We start from the raw sequence: 19,057 nt of genomic DNA, 5'->3' as shown, positions 1-19,057 counted from the left end.
CAGCCCGCCGTCCATGCTCCGCCGCTCAGGCACCCCAGGGATCGTAGCTGCCGAAGCTCCAGATCTGCCCTTCCGGGTCGCGGCAGGTGAAATCGCGGCCGCCATAATCCTGATCGGTGAGTGGCAGCAGGATCTCCGCCCCGGCCGCAACCGCAGTGGCATGGACCGCGTCCGGATCGGCCACCACCACATAGATGCCGGCCGTGGCCTTGCCGACCTCGGCGGGCACGCCGACGAAGGCGCCGAAGCCCTCGTCCCGCGCCGGTCCGACCATCACCATCGCCCCGCCGAGCACCAGTTCCGCATGGGCAATGCCGCCGTCCCCGTCCGCCGCCACCAGCCGGGGCTCGAAGCCGAAGGCACGGGCCAGAAACTCCACGGCCGCGCGCGGATCGCGGTAGAGCAAGGCCGGCATGATCGCGGGCCGCGGCATCGTCTGCGTCATCTCTGCCTCCCTGCCGGACATTGGGGGGTCCGGGCGGAATGGAGATTATGCCGGTTGGGCGCGGGCGGCCAGATGCTCGAGGCTTGCGCTGGCTGCAGGAGGCGCTATCGAGAACCGTCCTCGCCCCCGCCATCGAGCCCCGCATGACCTCCGAAGCCCCCTCGCCCTTCCTCCTCCCGCATGTGACGCGCGGCACCATGGACCATCGCCCGCCGGTCGTGCTGCTGCACGGCTTTGCCGGCAGCGCGCAGGGGTGGACCAACCTGCAGATCGCGCTGGAGCGCCGCCGCGCCTCGATCGCCTTCGATCTGCCCGGCCATGGCCGCGCGCTCGCCGTGCGGCCGATCGGCCATGCGGGGGTCTCGGCGGCGGCGGTGCTGGCGAGCCTCGACGGCCTCGGCCTGCCGCGTGTCCACCTCGTCGGCCATTCCATGGGCGGGGCGACGGCGATGATCATCGCCCTGAAGGCGCCAGACCGGCTGGCGAGCCTGACGCTGCTCGCCCCCGGCGGCTTCGGCACCGAGATCGACACCGGCCTGCTGCGCGCCTATGCCCGCGCCACGAGCGCCGAAGAGGTCGCCCCGCTCGCCGCCCGTTTCTTCGGCCCCGAAGCCCGCCTGCCGCGCCGCATGGCCGAGGAAATCGCCCGCGAGCATGCCGAACCGGGGCGGGTGGAGGCGCTGGCCACGATCGCCGAGGCGATCCTCGGCGAGGACACCCAGAAGACCCTGCCGCGCGAGGCGCTGGCGACGATGCCGTTTCCGGTGAAGGTGATCTGGGGCCTCGAAGACCGCGTCCTCCCGCCCCACCAGGCCGACGGCCTCCCCGGCACCGTCGCCCTCCACCGCTTCCCCGCCATCGGCCACATGCCGCATCTGGAGCTCCCGCGAGAGGTGGCGCGGCTGACCGGCGAGCAGATCGAGCGGGAGTGAGGGGGCTTTCGCGCCGCGTTTTCTAAGCCTATCCCGCGTCTTACACGCGGCCGGTCGGCACTTATTCCGATGGCCTTTCCGCCGCCACTCCCTCGGCCCCTTCATCGTCATTCCCGCGAAAGCGGGAACCCATCGCTCCGCGGGAGTAGCCCCTCGGAAGAGATCGAGACCTCACCACAAACGTGCCGAATTCCTCACCCGCCGGCGCCACCCTTGCCGACTGCTGGGTTCCCGCTTTCGCGGGAATGACGGCGATGGAGAGGCGGAGAGGCGGCAAGTTTGCCCCTTCCGAAGCAGCATCCGGCGCTGCCGGAACCAACGCTTCGCATCCCCGACTCAAGCTCCAGCCATAACGCTCGCCCCCTCAAAACTTCGCCCGCCACCGCGTCAGCAGCGCCGCGTTGGTCACCACCGTCACGGAGCTCGCCGCCATGGCTGCGCCGGCCAGCGCCGGGGTGAGGAGGCCGAAGGCGGCGACGGGAATGCCGACGAGGTTGAAGGCGAAGGCCCAGAACAGGTTGGTGCGGATCCGCCACCAGGTGGCCGCGGCGATGTCGAGGGCGGCGGGCACCAGCCGCGGATCGGGGCGCATCAGGGTGATGCCCGCCGTCTCCAGCGCCACGTCCGAGCCGGTGCCGATGGCGATGCCGACGTCGGCGCCGGCCAGCGCCGGGGCGTCGTTCACCCCGTCGCCGACCATGGCCACATGGCGGCCGGCCTTGCGCAGGGCGGCCACCTCGCGCTCTTTTCCTCCGGCCGCACCGGGCCGCGCCAGCCGGAGAGACCCACCTTGTCGGCAATCGCCTTTGCCACCGCCGCGCTGTCGCCGGTCAGCATCCGCGCCTCGATGCCCTTCGCCTTCAGCATCAGGACCGCCTCGGCCGCCTCGGGCCGCAGGGTGTCGGCGAGGGCCAGCAGGCCGATGGCCACGCCGCCCCGCGCCACATGGGTCACCGTCTTCGCCTCGGCTTCCAGCCGCGCGAAGTCCTTGTCGAACCGCCCGACGTCCACCCCGAGTTCGGCCATCAGCGCCGCATTGCCGATCGCGATGGTCTCGCCCTCGACGGTTGCCGAAACGCCCCGCCCCGTGTGGCTGCGGAATTCGCTCACCGGGAGGAGGACGAGGCCCCTGCCCCCCGCCGCCTCCACCACGGCGCCGGCCAGCGGATGGCGGCTTTCGCCCTGCACGGCGGCGGCGAGTGCCAGCAGTCCGTCCGTGTCGCCATTCGCCGCCACCACGTCGGTGACCGCCGGCCGGCCGACCGTCAGCGTGCCGGTCTTGTCGAAGATCACCGTGTCGATCCGGTGGGCACGCTCCAGCGTGTCCACATCCTTGACGAGGATGCCGGCCCGCGCCGCCGCCCCCGTGCCGGCCACCAGCGCGGTCGGCGTGGCCAGCCCCAGCGCGCAGGGGCAGGCGACCACGAGCACGGAGACGGCGGCAACCAGCGCCGCCTCCAGCCCCGCCCCGGCGATCATCCAGCCGGAAAACGCCAGAAGGGCGATCACCACCACCACCGGCACGAACACCGCCGAGATCCGGTCCACCAGCTTCTGCACCGGCGCCTTGCCGGTCTGGGCGTTTTCCACCATGCGGGTGATGCGGGCGAGCGTGGTGTCTTCCCCGAGTGCACTCGTGCGCAGGGTCAGCACGCCCTCGCCGTTGAGCGTGCCGGCGATGACCTTCTCGCCCTCGCCCTTCTCCACCGGCAGGCTCTCGCCGGTGACAAGGCTTTCGTCGAGGCTCGACTGACCGGCAACGACGACGCCGTCGACCGGCACCCGCTCGCCGGGCCGCACCCGCACGAGATCGCCAAGGCCGAGCGCCTCCACCGGCACGGTCTCCTCGCCGGTCGGCGTGACGCGCGAGGCGGTCTCGGGCCGCAGCTTCATCAGCGCGCGGATCGCCGCCGTCGTCCCGGCCTTCGCCCGCGCCTCCATCAGCTTGCCGGCAAGGATCAGGGTCAGGATCGTCGCCGAGCCCTCGAAATAGAGATGGCCGGCGGCGGCATGGCCGCGGGTCAGCACCATCACGGCGCTAAAGACGAAGGCGGTGGTGGTGCCGAGCGCCACCAGCACGTCCATGTTGGCGCTGCCGCCGCGCAGCGCGTGATAGGCGCCGCGATAGAAGCGCGCGCCGGCGATCACCTGCACGAGGCCGGCGAGCACGAGTTGGGTGACCGGCGACAGCAGGTGATGGTTGCCCACCGCCATGCCGGCCATGGCATAGAGGAACGGCGCCGTCAGCAGCGCCGAGACGACGAAGACGACCAGCGTGCTGCGCCACTCGGCCAGCTGCACCGCCTCGGCTTCCTCGCGTGCCCGCCGCCGCGCCGCCGGATCGTCGGCCCGCAGGATCGCCTCGTAGCCGGCGAGATCGACGGCCTCGACGAGCGCCGCATCCGCCGTGCCCGGCCGCAGCACCACGTCGGCCCGCTCCAGCGGCAGGTTCACATGCGCCTCGATCACGCCGTCGACCCGCGACAGCACCTTCTCGACCCGCGCCGAACAGGCCGCGCAGGTCATGCCGCGGATGTCGAGGGTCCGGCGCAGGGGCGCGGCAGCAGGCGCGGCGGCCGATGGCGCGGAGGAAAGGGGGGCGGTCATGGCGGCGGCTCCGTTTTTCGGGCTCGAGGGGGTGTCGAGGCCTGATGTGGGGCTTCCAGTCACTGGAAGGTCAAGGGCCGATCTGCGCCGGCCGACGCTGCCTTGCCCCCGGGCGGAGCCTGCGCATCTTTTGCACTCGCGTCCGTGCGATGCCCGTTGCTATGCTCCGGCCCGACCGTTGCCCGCCCGTGACTCACCGGGAGGCAACCGCATTCCTGCCGCAACCTGCTGAAAAGGCTGTCCCTCATGAGGCTCTGGATCAAGAACCCGCTGGCGATTCTGGCCGAGGGCGACGCGGGCGGCGGCGTGGTGGTGGACGGCGCGAAGATCGTCGAACTGGTGGCGAGCGGCCGTTCGCCGTCGGCGCCGGTCGACGAGACCTATGACGCCTCCCGTCATGTGGTGATCCCGGGCCTCGTCAACACCCACCACCACATGTTCCAGACGCTGACCCGCGCCCATCCGGCCGCGATCAACAAGGAGCTTTTTCCCTGGCTGGACGCGCTCTATCCGATCTGGGCGAAGAACGTGCGGATCGACGCCTTCCGCCTCGCCACGCGCCTGTCGCTGACCGAACTGCTGATGTCCGGTTGCACCACCGCCTCCGACCACCACTATCTCTACACGCCGACCATGGACAACGCCATGGACGTGCAGGCCGAGGAGGCCGGCAAGCTGGGCATGCGCATGACGCTGACCCGCGGCTCGATGAACCTCACCGTCGAGGAGGGCGGCTCGGCGATCCCCGGCACGGTGCAGGACACCGACACGATCATGGCCGACTGCGAGCGGGTGGTGGGCAAGTATCATGACGCCTCGGAGGGGGCGATGCTGAAGGTGGCGCTCGCCCCCTGCGCGCCCTTCAACGTCAAGAAGGAGGTCATGGTGCTCTCGGCGCAGATGGCCGAGAAATACGACCTGCGCCTCCACACCCACCTCGCCGAAACCCGCGACGAGACCGCCTATTGCCTGGAGCATTTCCAGTGCCGCCCGGTCGATTATCTCGAAGAGGTCGGCTGGATGAACCATCGGGTCTGGCTCGCCCACGGCATCCACTTCAACGACGACGAGGTGAAGCGCCTCGGCCATGCCTGCGTCGGCGTCTGCCACTGCCCGACCTCGAACATGGTGCTCGCCTCCGGCCAGTGCCGCACCAAGGAGCTCGACGCCGCCGGCTCGCCGGTCGGCCTCGGCGTGGACGGCTCGGCCTCCAACGACAATTCGAACCTGATGGAATCCCTGCGCCACGCTCTGATGATCGGCCGCCTCACCTATGATGCGGCCTCGGTGACCCATTTCGACGTCTACAAATGGGCAACCGAAGGCTCGGCCCGCTGCCTCGGCCGCGATGACATCGGCAAGCTCGCCGCCGGCAAGCAGGCGGACATGGCGATGTTCACCCTCGACGAACTGCGCTTTTCCGGCGCCGGCGATCCGCTCGCCGCCCTCATCCTCTGCGGCGCCCACGCCGCCGACCGGGTGATGGTCGCCGGAAAGTGGCGCGTCACCGACGGCGCCCCCCTCGGCGTCGACGTCGCGCGGCTCCGTTACGAGCACGGCGAGGCCGCGAAGAAGTTCCTCGAGGCGCTGTAAGGGGGATGGGTCCTGCCGTGTGGCCTGCCCCTCTCCCTGACCCTCCCCCACAAGGGGGGGCGCCGGACTCGGCGTTTTTGCTCTCTTCGACCTTTCGTCGCAACGCGGCGCCGGAATGATCAATGAAGCCGCCTCTTTCGTCCCCTCCCCCCTTGCGGGGGAGGGTCAGGGCGAGGGGTAGCGGCGCCGGCCCGGATCACGGGCGTTTCAGGATGACCACACCATGACCCTCCCCCGCCGCCACTTCGCCGAGATGCGCGCCCCGGAGTTCCGCACCGACACTTCGGCGTGGATCGCCGTGCTGCCCGTGGCGGCGATCGAGCAGCACGGGCCGCATCTGCCGGTGTCCACCGACACGACGATCGCCGAGGGCCAGATCGCGCGGACGATCGAGCTGCTGCCCGATCATCTGCCCGTCACCTTCCTGCCGGTTCAGGCGGTGGGAAAGTCCGACGAGCATATCGACAGCCCCGGCACGCTGACCCTGTCGTGGGAGATCGTGACCAAGGCGTGGATCGAGATCGGCGACAGCCTCGCCCGCGCCGGCATCCGCAAGCTGGTGATCGTCACCTCCCACGGCGGCAACGTGCCGATCATGGACATCGTCGCCCGCGAGATGCGCATCCGCCACCGCATGCTGGCGGTGGCGACGAGCTGGCTGCGCTTCGGCCAGCCGGACGGCCTCTACACCGACCGCGAGCGCGCCTTCGGCATCCACGGCGGCGACATCGAGACCTCGATCCTGCTGCACCTGCGCCCGGATCTTGTCGACATGGCCGTGGCGGAGGATTTCCGCTCCGCGCAGGAGGATCTGGTGAGGCAGGCCCGGCACCTGCGCGCGCACGGCCCGGCCCAGTTCGGCTGGAAGGCCCAGGACCTCAACCCGGCCGCACCGTCGGCGACGCCGCCTCGGCCACCGCCGAGAAGGGCCGGCTCTCGGTCGACCACGCCGCACGCGGTTTTGTCGAACTTCTCCACGATATCCACAGCTTCCCCGTGGAGCAGCTCGACGCCACCGATCAAGTTTAGCCGGCATAGGATCCGGCAAAGCCACCGCATCAAGGGGATCACGGCTGCTCAAGCGGGCCGCCGCATCTTGCGGCAGCGGACGCGGCCTTGACAGGCCGGCGCAAGGCGCGGCCCGTCGATCCTCCCATAAGCACATGTTCATGTTCGGGTTTTGCAGCGCGACGGCGCCCAGGCGGCCGGCCTTGCGAGGTGCCAGCTATCGTGCGGACGGGACACGGCTTTCGGAGCCGAGCCGTCTGGCATATCTTTTCGCCGCCGCGAGAGGCTCCGGGACATATCCGGAACGACAGGCTCGTTGCCCTGAACGGAAGCAATACGCATCATGACGGGCGCTGTCGCAGTGAAGACAGCCGAGCAGCCTTATCCACAGGCTATCCACCGCCGGAGGCGGGTTTTCCACAGACGCGGACGACTCCAGTCCCGGTCGCTCGAACGCAGGATCGTCAGCCGGGCAGCAGGGTCTCCGCGAGGGTCACCCAGTAGGAGACGCCGTGGGGGATCGCCGCGTCGTCGAAGTCGTAGGCTGGATGATGCAGCCCGGCGCTGGCGCCGTTGCCCACGAAGATCATCGCCCCGGGCCGCCGCTCGAGCATGTAGGCGAAGTCTTCCGCGCCCATCAGCGGCGCGCGGTCGTCGTCGACCATGCCGTCGCCGGCCACCCGCCGGGCGATGCCGGCGGCAACCGCCGCCTCGTCCGGGTCGTTGACGGTGACCGGATAGCCGCTGCGGAAGGTGAAGCGCGCCTCGACGCCGTGGGCGCTGGCAATCCCGGCGATGACCGCACGGGTCCGCGCCTCCAGCTGCGCCCGCACGGCCGGATCGAGGCTGCGGATCGTGCCGGAGATCCGCGCCGTCTGCGGGATGACGTTGTTGGTGGTGCCGGCGTTGAAGCAGGTGACCGAGATCACCGCGGCCTTGAGCGGATCGACGTTGCGGGCCACCACCTGCTGCAGGGCCAGCACCATCGCCGCCCCGGCCAGCACCGGATCGAGACATTCGTCGGGCTTGGCCGCATGGCCGCCGCGGCCCTCGATCTCCACCGCGAAGACATCCGCCGAGGCCATGAAGGCGCCCGGCCGCAGCGCGAAGCGGCCGACGCCAAGCCCCGGCATGTTGTGCATGCCGTAGACGCGCCCGACCGGGAAGCGCTCGAACAGCCCGTCGTCGAGCATCGCCTTCGCCCCCGCCCCGCCCTCTTCGGCCGGCTGGAAGATGAAGGCGATGCTGCCGTCGAAATTGCGGGTCGAGGCGAGATGCTCCGCCGCGCCCAGCAGCATCGCCATGTGGCCGTCATGGCCGCAGGCGTGCATCTTGCCCGGATGCACCGAGCCGTGCGGCCGTTCCACCGCCTCCTCGATCGGCAGCGCATCCATGTCGGAGCGCAGGCCGATCATCGGGCCGCCCGCGCCGTTGCGGCCGTGCAGCACGCCGACGACGCCGGTGCGACCGATGCCGGTCGCCACCTCGTCGAGCCCGAAGCTGCGCAGCTTGTCCGCCACGAAGGCGGCGGTCTCGTGCACGTCGTAGAGAAGCTCGGGATGACGATGGAGATGCCGGCGCCAGGCGGCGATCTCCGGCGCGGTTTCGGCGATGCGGTTGATGAGCGGCATGCGGACGGAGGGCTCCGGGCGGCAGGATGACTGCACGACACTAGGCCACGTCGGAGCTGGCCGAAACGGCTTTCTTGCATCGCGGCATGGCCGTTCGGCCGCAGGGCCGCAAGACGCCGCACTTACGCTGCATTCCGGTGGCGCGATCGGGCCAGCCGGTGGCGACTCGCGGGCATTAACCGAATCTCGACGCGTCGCCGCCATCTTCCCGTCTTCGTCCGGCATCGGCCGGACCTGTTCCTGGACTTGTCATGACGATGTTCCGCGCCTTCCTCGCGCCGCTCGCCGCCGCGCTTCTTCTCGTCGTGTCCGGCTGCAGCAGCACCGCGCCGACGACGACGGCCGCACGGCCGAGCTTCTACGACGATCTCGCCCGCCCCGGCGCCCGCGTCGACCAGCAGAAGATGACCGAGATCATCAGCCAGTACCGCGTCTCCAACGGCGGCCAGCCGCTGGCGCTCGATCCGGAACTGTCGCGCATCGCCCAGCAGTATGCCGAGAACATGGCGCGCTCCGACAAGATGTCCCACGCCCTCAATCCCTACGGCACGCTGCTGAAGCGCCTGCGCGACGGCGGCTACGCCTATCTCACCGCCGGCGAGAACATCGCCGCCGGCCCGCGCACGATCGCCAACGTCTTCTCCGAATGGCGCGCCTCGCCGCGCCATGACGCCGGCATGAAGGATCCGGAGATGACGGTGATGGGCATCGGCGCTGCCTACAATCCGGACTCCAAATACAAGGTGTTCTGGTGCCTGATCGTTGCCCGGCCGAAGCCGCCGGAGATGCAGGCGGCCGTGTCGGGGCCCTTCGCCGCCCAGTGAGGGGAACGGTTACGGCGACGACCTGAACCCGCGGCGCGACGCACGGCCAGATGTCCTGGCGATGTTGCGCCGCACACAAGAATTGCTTTGTGCACTGCAAAGGAGCAGACTGCCCGTCCAACACCACAGGCCGCAAAGATGTTGACCAGACCCGCCAGTGACTTCGATCTTGCCCGGCGTTTCGCCTTCGAGATTCCGGGGTTCTACAACATCGGCGTCGATGTGATCGACCGCTGGGCCGCGGTCGAGCCGGACCGGCCGGCGCTGATCATCCATCGCGAGGCGGGTCCGCCGCGCTTTGCCACCTACGGCTTTCTCGCCCGCCGCGCCAGCCGCCTTGCCAACCTGCTCGCCGCCGAGGGCGTCGGCCCCGGCGACCGCGTCGGCATCCTGCTGCCGCAGTCGGCCGAGGCGGTGATCGCCCATGTGGCCGTCTACAAGCTCGGCGCCATCGCCGTGCCGCTGGCAATCCTGTTCGGCGCAGACGCCCTGAAATACCGCCTCGCCGACGCCGGCGTGAAGGCGCTCGTCACCACCGTCGAGGGCGCCGAGAAGGTGGCGCCGCTGCGCGCCGACCTGCCCGCGCTCGCCCTCATGCTCAGCGTCGGCGGCCCCGGCCCCGGCGCCGAGGACTTCAAGACCGCCCTTGGCCGCGCCTCCGACCGCTTCGAGCCGGTCGAGACCCGGCCCGACGATCCGGCGCTGATGATCTACACCTCCGGCACCACCGGCGCACCCAAGGGGGCACTGCACGGCCACCGGGTGCTGCTCGGCCATCTGCCCGGGATCCAGCTCTCGCAGGAGATGATGCCCCAGCCCGGCGACGTGATGTGGACCCCGTCCGACTGGGCCTGGGCCGGCGGCCTGCTCAACGCGCTGATGCCGGCGCTGCATTACGGCGTGCCGGTCGTCGCCTTCCGCTTCACCAAGTTCGACCCCGCCCGCGCCCTCGACCTGATGGCGCGCCACAGGGTCACCAATGCCTTCCTGCCGCCGACCGCGCTGAAGATGATCCGTGCCGAGGGCATCGCCATCGACCGCGACCGCCTGAAGCTGCGCGCCATCGGCTCGGCCGGCGAGAAGCTCGGCGCCGACACGCTGCTGTGGGCGCGCGAGGCCTTCGGCGTGCCGGTGAACGAATTCTACGGCCAGACCGAGTGCAATGCCGTGATCGGCTCCTGCGCCGGGCTCGGCGTCAGCCGCCCGGGCGCGATCGGCAAACCGGTGCCCGGCCATGACGTGGCGATCCTGCGCGACGACGGCAGCCGCGCGGCGCCCGGCGAGACCGGCCAGATCGCCATCGCCCGCCCCGACCCGGTCATGTTCCTCGGCTACTGGAACCAGCCGGAGGCAACGGCGGCAAAATTCGTCGGCGAGTTCATGACCACCGGCGACCAGGGCGTGATGGACACGGACGGCTACATCACCTTCATCGGCCGCGACGACGACCTGATCACCTCCGCCGGCTACCGAATCGGCCCCGGCGAGATCGAGGACTGCCTCGCCGCCCATCCGGCCGTGCGCTTTGCCGTCGCGGTCGGCAAGCCCGACCCGCTGCGCACCGAGATCGTCAAGGCCTTCATCGTGCCGCAGCCGGGCGTCGTCACCGACGCCGCGCTCGTGGAGGACATCAAGGCCTTCGTCCGCGCGCGGCTGTCGCCGCACGAATACCCGCGCGAGATCGATTTCGTGGACGAGATCCCGCTGACGACCTCCGGCAAGGTGATCCGACGTCTGTTCCGGGACCGGGTCCGTACGGAAGCCGCCGACAACGGCGCGCCTGGGTGAACAGTGGGTTTTGCGGGCATATGTGCGACTGCGTATGCCTGTCCAAAAGGCAGGCTGCCCAGCATTTCCGCGATATCCATCAATATCTTATAAACAGGTATGACATATTTTGACGCAAGAGTAGCAACCATGCGGAATCACATCCAATGGCCGTCGCCGCGTCTCCCCGTATCGCTTCCCTGTTCTCAGGGCGTTCCCTGCGTTTTCGCCTCACCCTGTCCAGCCTCGTCTGGGTCACGGGCCTGATCCTGATCGCTGCGGCCGCGATCTACGGCCTTCTCGACATCCGCAAGGCCGACGACGCCCTGGCGAGGGCCTCGGCCGTCGCCGTCGCGGCCCTTGGCGTCGAGGCCGACACCGCCGACCTGATCGTGATCGAGCAGACTTTCGTGGCCGCACCGACCGCGGCCCGGGCGGCCGAGATGCGCACCGCCGCCGACGCCGCCGTGCTGCGTGCCGATGCGCTGGCCGGCGCGGTCGGCGACCTCGGCCTGCCGACCGACGACGTCGCGGCGCTCGCCGACGCGCTGCGCACGATCGTCACCTTCTTCGGCGAGCTCGACAGCCGTCAGGCGGCGATCGGCTACGACGCCGACAGCGGCCTGCACGGCGACTTCCTGGCCGCCGAAGGCGCGCTTGGACGCCATATCAACAAGATCTCGAAAAGCGGGATGAACGAGGCCACCGTCCGCATCGTCCAGGGCTTCGCCCAGCTCAGCTTTGCCCGCAGCGAGTTCCAGCGCGTGGTCGATGCAACGACCCACGGCTCGGTCGAGGCGGCGATCGGCCGCCTTGGCCGCTATGTCGGCAAGGCCGCGATCGGCGACGCCGACAAGGCGGAGATCCAGCGGCTGAGCGACAGCTACGCCGCGACCTTCTCCGCCTGGTCGGATGCGCTGGTCGCCCGCACGCCGGTGGTCGACAAGCTGCGCCTGAACTTCGACCTCGTCCCCGCCATGGTCGACACCATCGTCGCGGCCGCCGACGAGCGCCGCGCTGCCGCGGCCGCCCATGCCGACGCGGTGGCCCAGCGCACCATGATGGTGCTGCCCGCCGTCGCCCTCGTCACCCTCCTCGTCGGCGTCTCGCTCAACACCGCCATCGCCCGCGGCATCACCGGTCCGCTCGGACGGCTGAAGGCCGTGATGACCGCGCTCGCCGAGGGCGGCGCGCCGGAGGTGCCCGACACCCACCGCGCCGACGAGGCCGGCGACATGGCCCGCGCCGTCGCCGTGTTCCGCGACAACGCGCTGGAGCGCCGCCGCCTTGCCGACGACGCGCGGCAGGAGACCGAAACCCGCCTTGCCCGCCAGACCCGCGTCGACGACCTGATCGCCGGCTTCCGGGCCGAGGTGCGCGACACGCTGCACATGGTGGCCGTGTCGATGGAGGAGATGGAAGGCACCGCCGGTGCCATGATCGCCATCGCCGAGGAAACCGCCGAGCGGACCGGCACCGCCGCCACCGCCTCGGCCTCGACCCGCAGCGGCGTGCAGACCGTCGCCAGCGCCGCCGAGGAACTCAGCGCCTCGATCACCGAGATCGAGACCCAGGTCGCCCAGACCAACGACGTCGTCACCCGCGCCGCCGAGCGCCCGGGCCTCCGACGACAAGGTCCGCCGCCTCACCGACGCCGCCCGCCAGATCGGCGACGTGGTGGCGCTGATCCAGGCGATCGCCGCCCAGACCAACCTGCTCGCCCTCAACGCGACCATCGAGCGGCGCGCGCGGCGAGGCCGGGCGCGGCTTTGCCGTGGTCGCCTCCGAGGTGAAGTCGCTGGCCAGCCAGACCGCCAAGGCCACCGAGGAGATCGCCGGCCACGTCGGCGACATCCAGTCGTCCACCACCGAGACGGTCGAGACGATCCGCGAGATCACCGGCATCATGGAGACGGTCTCCGCCTACACCGGCGCCATCGCCTCGGCCGTGCGCCAGCAGGGCGCGGCCACCAGCGAGATCAGCGCCACGGTGACCTGGGTCTCCTCCGGCGCGGTCGAGGTCGACACCAGCATCGAGAGCGTCGGCCGCGCCAGCGGCGAGACCTCCCGCTCCGCCGCCCGGGTCTCCGCCTCGGCGCGCGACGTCGCCGAACGGACCCGCGACCTCACCGGGCGGATCGACCGCTTCCTCGGCGAGGTGACCGCAGCCTGACCCGGACCCGGGCGTCGCCATGACGCCGGACTTGGCCGCGGGCCGGCGCGGGTCTATGTAGAGCGACCCGGCCCTGCGCGCCAAGCGCAGGCGGCCGATGCACGATCAGACGACGGGTCCCATGCTTCAGCGTATCGAACAGGGCGGCGACGTGGCCGCCGTCATGGCGGAGATCGGCCGGCGCGCCCGCGCCGCCGCGCGCCGCCTTGCCCTTGCCTCCGCCAACGACAAGACCGCCGCGCTCCGCGCCATGGCGGAGGCGGTGCGCCGCGCCGCCCCGGCGATCCTTGCCGCCAACGCCGGCGAGGTCGCGGCCATGACCGCCGCCGGACGCCTTGCCTCCTTCCTCGACCGCGGCACGCTGACCGGACCCCGCGTCGAGGCGATCGCCGTCGCCCTCGAGGAGATCGCCGCCCAGCCCGACCCGGTCGGCCGCGTGCTCGCCGCCTGGACCCGGCCGAACGGCCTCGCCATCGAGCGCGTCGCGACCCCGCTCGGCGTGATCGGCATCATCTTCGAGAGCCGGCCCAACGTGACGGCCGACGCCGGCGGCCTTGCGCTCAAGGCCGGCAACGCCGCGATCCTGCGCTGCGGCTCCGACACCTTCGCCACCTGCGCGGCGATCCACGCGGCGCTGGCCGAGGGGCTGGTGGCCGCCGGCCTGCCCGCCGACGCCATCCAGCTCGTGCCGACCCGCGACCGCGCCGCCGTGGGCGAGATGCTCACGGGCCTTGGCGGCAACATCGACGTGATCGTGCCGCGCGGCGGCAAGAGCCTCGTCGCCCGCGTCCAGTCCGAGGCGCGCGTGCCGGTGTTCGCCCATCTGGAGGGCATCTGCCACGTCTACATCGACGGCGAGGCCGACCTCGACATGGCCCGGGCCATCGTCGTCAACGCCAAGACCCGCCGCACCGGCGTCTGCGGCGCCGCCGAGACCCTGCTGGTCGATGCCGCCGTGGCGGGCACCCATCTCGTGCCGATCCTCGACGCGCTGGCCGCGAAGGGCTGCGAGATCCGCGGCGACGACGCCGTCCGCGCGCGCTGGCCCGCCGCCCTGCCCGCGACCGAAGACGACTGGTCGACCGAATATCTCGACAACATCCTGTCGGTGCGGATCGTCGACGGCGTCGACGCGGCGATCGCCCACATCGAGACCTACGGCTCGCACCACACCGAGGCGATCGTCACGGCCGATCCCGACACCGCAGCCCGCTTCATGAACCACATCGATTCGGCGATCGTGATCTGGAACGCGTCCACCCAGTTCGCCGACGGCGGCGAGTTCGGCATGGGCGGCGAGATCGGCATCGCCACCGGCAAGATGCATGCGCGCGGCCCCGTCGGCGCCGAACAGCTGACGAGCTTCAAGTATCGCGTCACCGGCAGCGGGCAGGTCCGGCCCTGAACCGCCCGCCTGCCCGACCGGCGTTGCCACGCCCCGCTTCCCGCCCGGCGCTGGCGCGCCTGCCCGTCACCCGGCCGGGCCTGCGCGTCGGCCTGTTCGGCGGCTCCTTCGACCCGCCGCATGCCGGACACCTGCATGTGGCGGCGACCGCCCTGCGCCGGCTCGGGCTCGACCGGGTCTGGTGGCTGGTCACCCCCGGCAATCCGCTGAAGGCGACCGGCGGCCTTCCGGCACCGGAGACGCGCATGGCCGCCGCCCGGCGCCTTGCCCGCGATCCGCGCATGATCGTCACCGACGTCGAGACGCGGCTCGGCACCCGCTACACCATCGATCTCGTGCGCCGGCTCACCCGGCTGCGGCCGGGCGTGCGCTTCGTGCTGGTGATCGGTGCCGACAACTGGGCGACGATCCACCGCTGGGGCCACTGGCAGGAGATCTGCCAGACGCTGCCGATCGCCGTGGTCGACCGCCCCGGCGCCAGCCTCAGGGCCCTCGCCGCGCCGGCCGCGCGCCGCTATGCCGCCCGCCGGATCGCCTCCGACGCCGCCGCCGGGCTGGCCGATGCGAAGGCCCCGGCGTGGGTGTTCCTGACCGGTCCGCGCTCGTCGCTGTCGTCGACGGCGCTGCGCGGCGGCGCGCGGCAGGCCAGCCCCGCGGAGGGCTGACTTGAAAAAGTCACCCGCAAGGCGCACAATCAGGGCATGTTCCGTCATGTGGCGGAGCGGGCCGGGCGCCTGGAGACTTCCGCCCCGGTGTTGATTCCATCGGAGGTCAAACCCCTGAGCATGCCGCATATGTCCGAAGGCGCTCGCCTGCCAGCGCCGCTCGCGTCGGTTTCCGTGACCGACACGGACCGGTCGGCCGCACTTCTGGCCGCCATCATCTCGAGCCTTGAAGACAGCAAGGCCGAGGAGATCGTCGCCATCGACATCGCCGCCAAGACGCCGATCGCCGACCACATGGTCGTCGCCTCGGGCCGGTCGCACCGCCATGTCGCCGCCATTGCCGAACACCTGCTGTCGAACGTCAAGGATGCCGGCTTCGGCAACGCCGCCGTCGAGGGGCTCACCGCCAGCGACTGGGTGCTGATCGATGCCGGCGACGTCATCGTTCACGTGTTCCGCCCCGAGGTTCGCACCTTCTACAACATCGAGAAGATGTGGGCGGATCCGGACGGCGGACGCCGGCTCGGCTGAGGCAGTTTCCGTGAATACCGGCGCGGCCGCCTGACCGGCCGCGGTCGGTTCGCGATGTGAGAGCCGGCCAGGCCTGCGGCGTTCCGACCATGCGCATCGTCATCCACGCCGTCGGCCGGCTGAAAGCCGGCCCCGAGCGCGACCTTGTCGCCCGCTATCTCGACCGGGCGGAAAAGGCCGGCCGCGCCGTGGGCTTCACCGGCGTCTCCGTGCGCGAGATCCCGGAAAGCCGCGCCGCCCAGGCCGCCGCCCGCAAGGACGAGGAAGCCGCCGCCCTTCTCGCCGGCCTTGCCGACCGCAGCCTCGTGATCGCCCTCGACGAGCGCGGCGAAACCCCCTCCAGCGAGGCCTTTGCCGCCGAGATCGGCACCGCGCGCGACGCCGGCCAGGGCGAGCTCGCCCTGCTGATCGGCGGCGCCGACGGCCACGGTCCTGCCGTGCTGCAGCGCGCCGCGCGCCGCATCGCCCTCGGGCGCATGACCTGGCCGCACCAGATCGTCCGGATCCTCGTCGCCGAGCAGATCTACCGGACGGTGACGATTCTTTCCGGCCACCCCTATCATCGTGCCTGAATTCCGACACGAGCCCATGGTGAATCAAGCTGCCGCTTCGGCGCCCCCCGACGCCGCGTCGAACGGGCGCCCCCAGACGACGACGCCCATGACCCGTGCCCCGAGGCATCTTCCTGTCGTGCTCGGCCTGCTGGCCGGGCTGTGCCTGGCGCTGCCCGCCGCCGGACAGGGCACCTCCGTGCCTGCCGAGGGCGCACCCGACACCGGACGCATCGCCACGGAACGCTCCTCCCGCGCCGCCGAACTCGAGGCCGTCTCGTCGGACCTGCGCCTTTCGGCGGAGCGTCAGAAGGAGCTCGAGGCCGAGATCGAGGCCCTCGACAAGGACCGCGCCGCCCTCAACGACCAGCTGGTCACCACCGCCGCCCGGATCCAGACGCTCGAGGGCCAGCTCTCCGACAGCGAGGACCGGCTGGCCCGGCTCGATCGCAACGCCGGCGACATCCGCAAGAGTCTGAATGCCCGCCGCGACGTGCTGGCCGACGTGCTGGCGGCCTTGCAGCGGATCGGCCGCCGTCCGCCGCCGGCGATCATCGTGCGACCGGAGGATGCGCTGGGCGCGGTGCGCTCGGCGATCGCCTTCGGCGCGGTGCTGCCCGAACTGCGCGCCGAGGCCGATGCGCTGGCGTCCGACCTCGCCGCCCTCGTCGGCGTGCGCGACGAGGTGGCCGCCGAAAGCGCGCGCCTCGGCGAGGACCGCCGCGCCATGGCCGAGGAACAGGCCCGCGTCGCCCTGCTCGTGGAGGAAAAGCGCAAGCTCGGCGAGACGTCCTCCGCCTCGCTGGCCGACGAGCGCGCCCGCGCCGGCGAACTTGCCACCCGCGCACGAAGTCTTGAAGACCTGGTGGCCAGCCTCGGCAAGGATCTCGACGCGGCGCGCCGGACCGAGGCGACGGCCCCCGCCGACCGCCCCGCCGCCAGCGACAGCGGCCGGCTTAGCCCGGCGGTCGCCTTCGCCGAAACCCGCGGAACCCTGCGTCTTCCGGTGCGCGGCGTGGAGCTGCAGCCCTTCGGCAAGGACAACGGCTTCGGCACGCTTTCGCAGGGTCTGTCGATCGCCACCCGGGCCGGCGCGCGGGTGATCGCCCCCTGCGACGGCTGGGTCGCCTATGCCGGCGACTTCAGATCCTACGGCCGACTCTTGATCCTCGACGCCGGAGACGGGTATCATGTGGTTCTGGCAGGAATGGAAAGCACCGACGTGGAGCTCGGCCAGTTCGTACTGACGGGAGAACCCGTCGGCGTCATGGGTGACCAGAGGCTGGTAAGCGCGATGGCACCGGATTCGAACGTGGCGCAGCCTGTTCTCTATATCGAGTTTCGCAAGGATGACACGTCGATCGACCCGTCTCCGTGGTGGGTCGCCTCGGAAGATCGGAAGGTTCGCGGATGATCAGGAAATTCTCTCTACTCGCCTCCGGCGCACTGCTGGGCGTGGCTGCGTCCGTCGGCATCCAGCACGTGGACCTCTCGTCGACCGGCGTCGCCAACGCGGCCAGCCCCGACACCTATCGCCAGCTGACGCTGTTCGGTGACGTGTTCGAGCGCATCCGCGCCGACTATGTGGAGGTGCCCGACGACGCCAAGCTCGTCGAATCCGCCGTCAACGGCATGCTGACCTCGCTCGACCCGCATTCCAGCTACATGAATGCGAAGAGCTTCGAGGACATGCAGGTCCAGACCAAGGGCGAATTCGGCGGCCTCGGCATCGAGGTCACCATGGAGGAAGGCGTCGTCAAGGTCGTGACCCCGATCGACGACACCCCCGCCGCCAAGGCCGGCATCCTCGCCGGCGACCTGATCATCGCCCTCGACGGCGAGCAGGTGCAGGGCCTGACCCTGCAGCAGGCCGTGGAGAAGATGCGCGGCCCGGTGAATTCGCCGATCACGCTGACCGTGATGCGCGCTAACGGCACCAAGCCGATCGAGATCTCGGTCAAGCGCGACATCATCAAGATCCAGTCGGTGCGCTCGCGCGTCGAGACCGATGTCGGCTATGTGCGCATCACGCAGTTCACCGAGCAGACCTTCGACGGCCTCAAGGCCGCGATCGAGAAGATCGAGAAGGACGTGCCGAGCGACAAGCTGAAGGGCTTCGTCATCGACCTGCGCAACAACCCCGGCGGCCTGCTCGACCAGGCGATCGCCGTGTCGGACACCTTCCTCGACAAGGGGGAGATCGTCTCCACGCGCGGCCGTCACGAGGAGGAAACCCGCCGCTACAGCGCCCGGGCCGGCGATCTGGCCACCGGCAAGCCGGTGATCGTGCTCGTCAACGGCGGTTCGGCCTCGGCCTCCGAGATCGTGGCCGGCGCCCTGCAGGATCATCGCCGCGCGACGATCCTCGGCACCCGCTCCTTCGGCAAGGGCTCGGTGCAGACCATCATCCCGCTCGGCGAGAACGGCGCGATCCGCCTGACCACGGCCCGCTACTACACGCCGTCCGGCACCTCGATCCAGGCCAAGGGCATCGTGCCCGACATCGAGGTGAAGCAGGAACTGCCCGAGGAGCTGAAGGACCAGCTCGAGACCCGCGGCGAGGCCAGCCTCCCCGGCCACCTCTCCTCGCAGGACGGCGCGGAAGAGACCGGATCGGGCGCCTACGTGCCGCCGGACGCCAAGGACGACCAGCAGCTCAACACCGCGCTGGACCTTCTGCGCGGCCTGCAGGCCAACAGCGCCTTCCCGCCCAAGACCGGCGAGCCGGTGCCGAACTGATCGCGCCCACGGCGCGCTCCCGTTGACAGGCGCGTGTCCGACGCGGTTGCCGTCGCCCCTGAAGCGCGGTTCGCGAACCGACGACAGACCGATGGCCGGGCGAAAGCCCGGCCATTCGATTCGAGAGGCTGCAGGTCGGCCGTGCCGCATCGCGGCCGGGTCCTGCGATCTGTCCACAGATGAATG

At 70.7% G+C, this 19,057-nt stretch carries 14 protein-coding genes and 3 pseudogenes; 13 read left to right on the top strand and 4 right to left on the bottom strand.

The window, feature by feature from the left end; translation table 11 throughout:
* Window positions 1-25 precede the first annotated feature (25 nt).
* The gene (locus A6302_RS00195) at window positions 26-445 is read right to left on the bottom strand and encodes a VOC family protein (RefSeq protein WP_069305411.1); all 420 of its coding nucleotides are present in this window, start codon (window positions 443-445) and stop codon (window positions 26-28) included.
* 143 nt (window positions 446-588) lie between these two features.
* On the opposite strand from A6302_RS00195, the gene A6302_RS00190 reads away from it, so the two are divergent.
* Entirely contained in the window at window positions 589-1,377 is a 789-nt protein-coding gene (locus A6302_RS00190; RefSeq protein WP_069305343.1) for an alpha/beta fold hydrolase, read from the top strand.
* 364 nt (window positions 1,378-1,741) lie between these two features.
* Here A6302_RS00190 and A6302_RS25045 read toward each other — a convergent pair whose 3' ends face one another.
* Both A6302_RS25045 and A6302_RS00185 read right to left on the bottom strand, forming a co-directional pair.
* Window positions 1,742-2,113: an HAD-IC family P-type ATPase gene (locus A6302_RS25045; RefSeq protein WP_342586176.1), complete on the bottom strand. Its 372-nt coding sequence runs from the start codon at window positions 2,111-2,113 to the stop codon at window positions 1,742-1,744.
* The gene (locus tag A6302_RS00185) at window positions 2,059-3,984 is read right to left on the bottom strand and encodes a heavy metal translocating P-type ATPase (RefSeq protein ID WP_342586175.1); all 1,926 of its coding nucleotides are present in this window, start codon (window positions 3,982-3,984) and stop codon (window positions 2,059-2,061) included. Before A6302_RS00185 ends, A6302_RS25045 begins: the two co-directional genes overlap by 55 nt.
* 246 nt (window positions 3,985-4,230) lie before the next feature.
* Between A6302_RS00185 and A6302_RS00180 the strand changes: the two genes are divergently transcribed.
* Together A6302_RS00180 and A6302_RS00175 are read left to right on the top strand one after the other, a co-directional pair.
* The gene (locus A6302_RS00180) at window positions 4,231-5,577 is read left to right on the top strand and encodes an 8-oxoguanine deaminase (RefSeq protein ID WP_069305342.1); all 1,347 of its coding nucleotides are present in this window, start codon (window positions 4,231-4,233) and stop codon (window positions 5,575-5,577) included.
* A gap of 253 nt (window positions 5,578-5,830) precedes the next feature.
* Window positions 5,831-6,606, top strand: a pseudogene (locus A6302_RS00175) (creatininase family protein).
* A 443-nt stretch (window positions 6,607-7,049) separates the two neighbouring features.
* On the opposite strand, the gene A6302_RS00170 reads toward A6302_RS00175, so the two are convergent.
* Window positions 7,050-8,216 (bottom strand): M20 aminoacylase family protein, encoded by a 1,167-nt coding sequence (locus A6302_RS00170; RefSeq protein ID WP_069305341.1) that lies wholly within the window; start codon window positions 8,214-8,216, stop codon window positions 7,050-7,052.
* 251 nt (window positions 8,217-8,467) lie between these two features.
* On the opposite strand from A6302_RS00170, the gene A6302_RS00165 reads away from it, so the two are divergent.
* The 10 genes and pseudogenes from A6302_RS00165 to A6302_RS00120 all read left to right on the top strand — a co-directional run bounded on the left by A6302_RS00165 (window position 8,468) and on the right by A6302_RS00120 (window position 18,871).
* Window positions 8,468-9,040: a CAP domain-containing protein gene (locus tag A6302_RS00165; RefSeq protein ID WP_083255365.1), complete on the top strand. Its 573-nt coding sequence runs from the start codon at window positions 8,468-8,470 to the stop codon at window positions 9,038-9,040.
* 138 nt (window positions 9,041-9,178) lie between these two features.
* Complete coding sequence (locus A6302_RS00160; RefSeq protein ID WP_069305340.1) at window positions 9,179-10,828, top strand: AMP-binding protein; 1,650 nt, start codon at window positions 9,179-9,181, stop codon at window positions 10,826-10,828.
* Window positions 10,829-10,974: 146 nt separating this feature from the next.
* Window positions 10,975-12,063, top strand: a pseudogene (locus A6302_RS00155) (methyl-accepting chemotaxis protein); the annotation flags it as partial.
* Between the two features lie 418 nt (window positions 12,064-12,481).
* A pseudogene (locus tag A6302_RS00150) lies at window positions 12,482-12,980 on the top strand (methyl-accepting chemotaxis protein).
* A 121-nt stretch (window positions 12,981-13,101) separates the two neighbouring features.
* Complete coding sequence (locus tag A6302_RS00145) at window positions 13,102-14,385, top strand: glutamate-5-semialdehyde dehydrogenase (protein ID WP_069305337.1); 1,284 nt, start codon at window positions 13,102-13,104, stop codon at window positions 14,383-14,385.
* Between the two features lie 23 nt (window positions 14,386-14,408).
* Complete coding sequence (locus A6302_RS00140; RefSeq protein ID WP_245293830.1) at window positions 14,409-15,050, top strand: nicotinate-nucleotide adenylyltransferase; 642 nt, start codon at window positions 14,409-14,411, stop codon at window positions 15,048-15,050.
* A 147-nt stretch (window positions 15,051-15,197) separates the two neighbouring features.
* The gene (rsfS, locus tag A6302_RS00135; protein ID WP_069305408.1) at window positions 15,198-15,581 is read left to right on the top strand and encodes a ribosome silencing factor; all 384 of its coding nucleotides are present in this window, start codon (window positions 15,198-15,200) and stop codon (window positions 15,579-15,581) included.
* Window positions 15,582-15,670: 89 nt separating this feature from the next.
* Window positions 15,671-16,153, top strand: a complete 483-nt coding sequence (rlmH, locus tag A6302_RS00130) for a 23S rRNA (pseudouridine(1915)-N(3))-methyltransferase RlmH (protein ID WP_069305336.1) — start codon at window positions 15,671-15,673, stop codon at window positions 16,151-16,153.
* 88 nt (window positions 16,154-16,241) lie between these two features.
* Window positions 16,242-17,546, top strand: coding sequence for a murein hydrolase activator EnvC family protein (locus tag A6302_RS00125; protein ID WP_069305335.1), 1,305 nt, complete (start codon window positions 16,242-16,244; stop codon window positions 17,544-17,546).
* The gene (locus A6302_RS00120) at window positions 17,543-18,871 is read left to right on the top strand and encodes a S41 family peptidase (protein WP_245293828.1); all 1,329 of its coding nucleotides are present in this window, start codon (window positions 17,543-17,545) and stop codon (window positions 18,869-18,871) included. The genes A6302_RS00125 and A6302_RS00120 overlap by 4 nt, the downstream gene beginning before the upstream one ends.
* Window positions 18,872-19,057: the final 186 nt, after the last annotated feature.

Origin of the sequence: Methylobrevis pamukkalensis (genome assembly GCF_001720135.1) — a bacterium.
Lineage (GTDB): Bacteria > Pseudomonadota > Alphaproteobacteria > Rhizobiales > Pleomorphomonadaceae > Methylobrevis > Methylobrevis pamukkalensis.
Note: the sequence above shows the minus strand (reverse complement) of the source record. Positions and strands in the feature narration are given on the sequence as shown.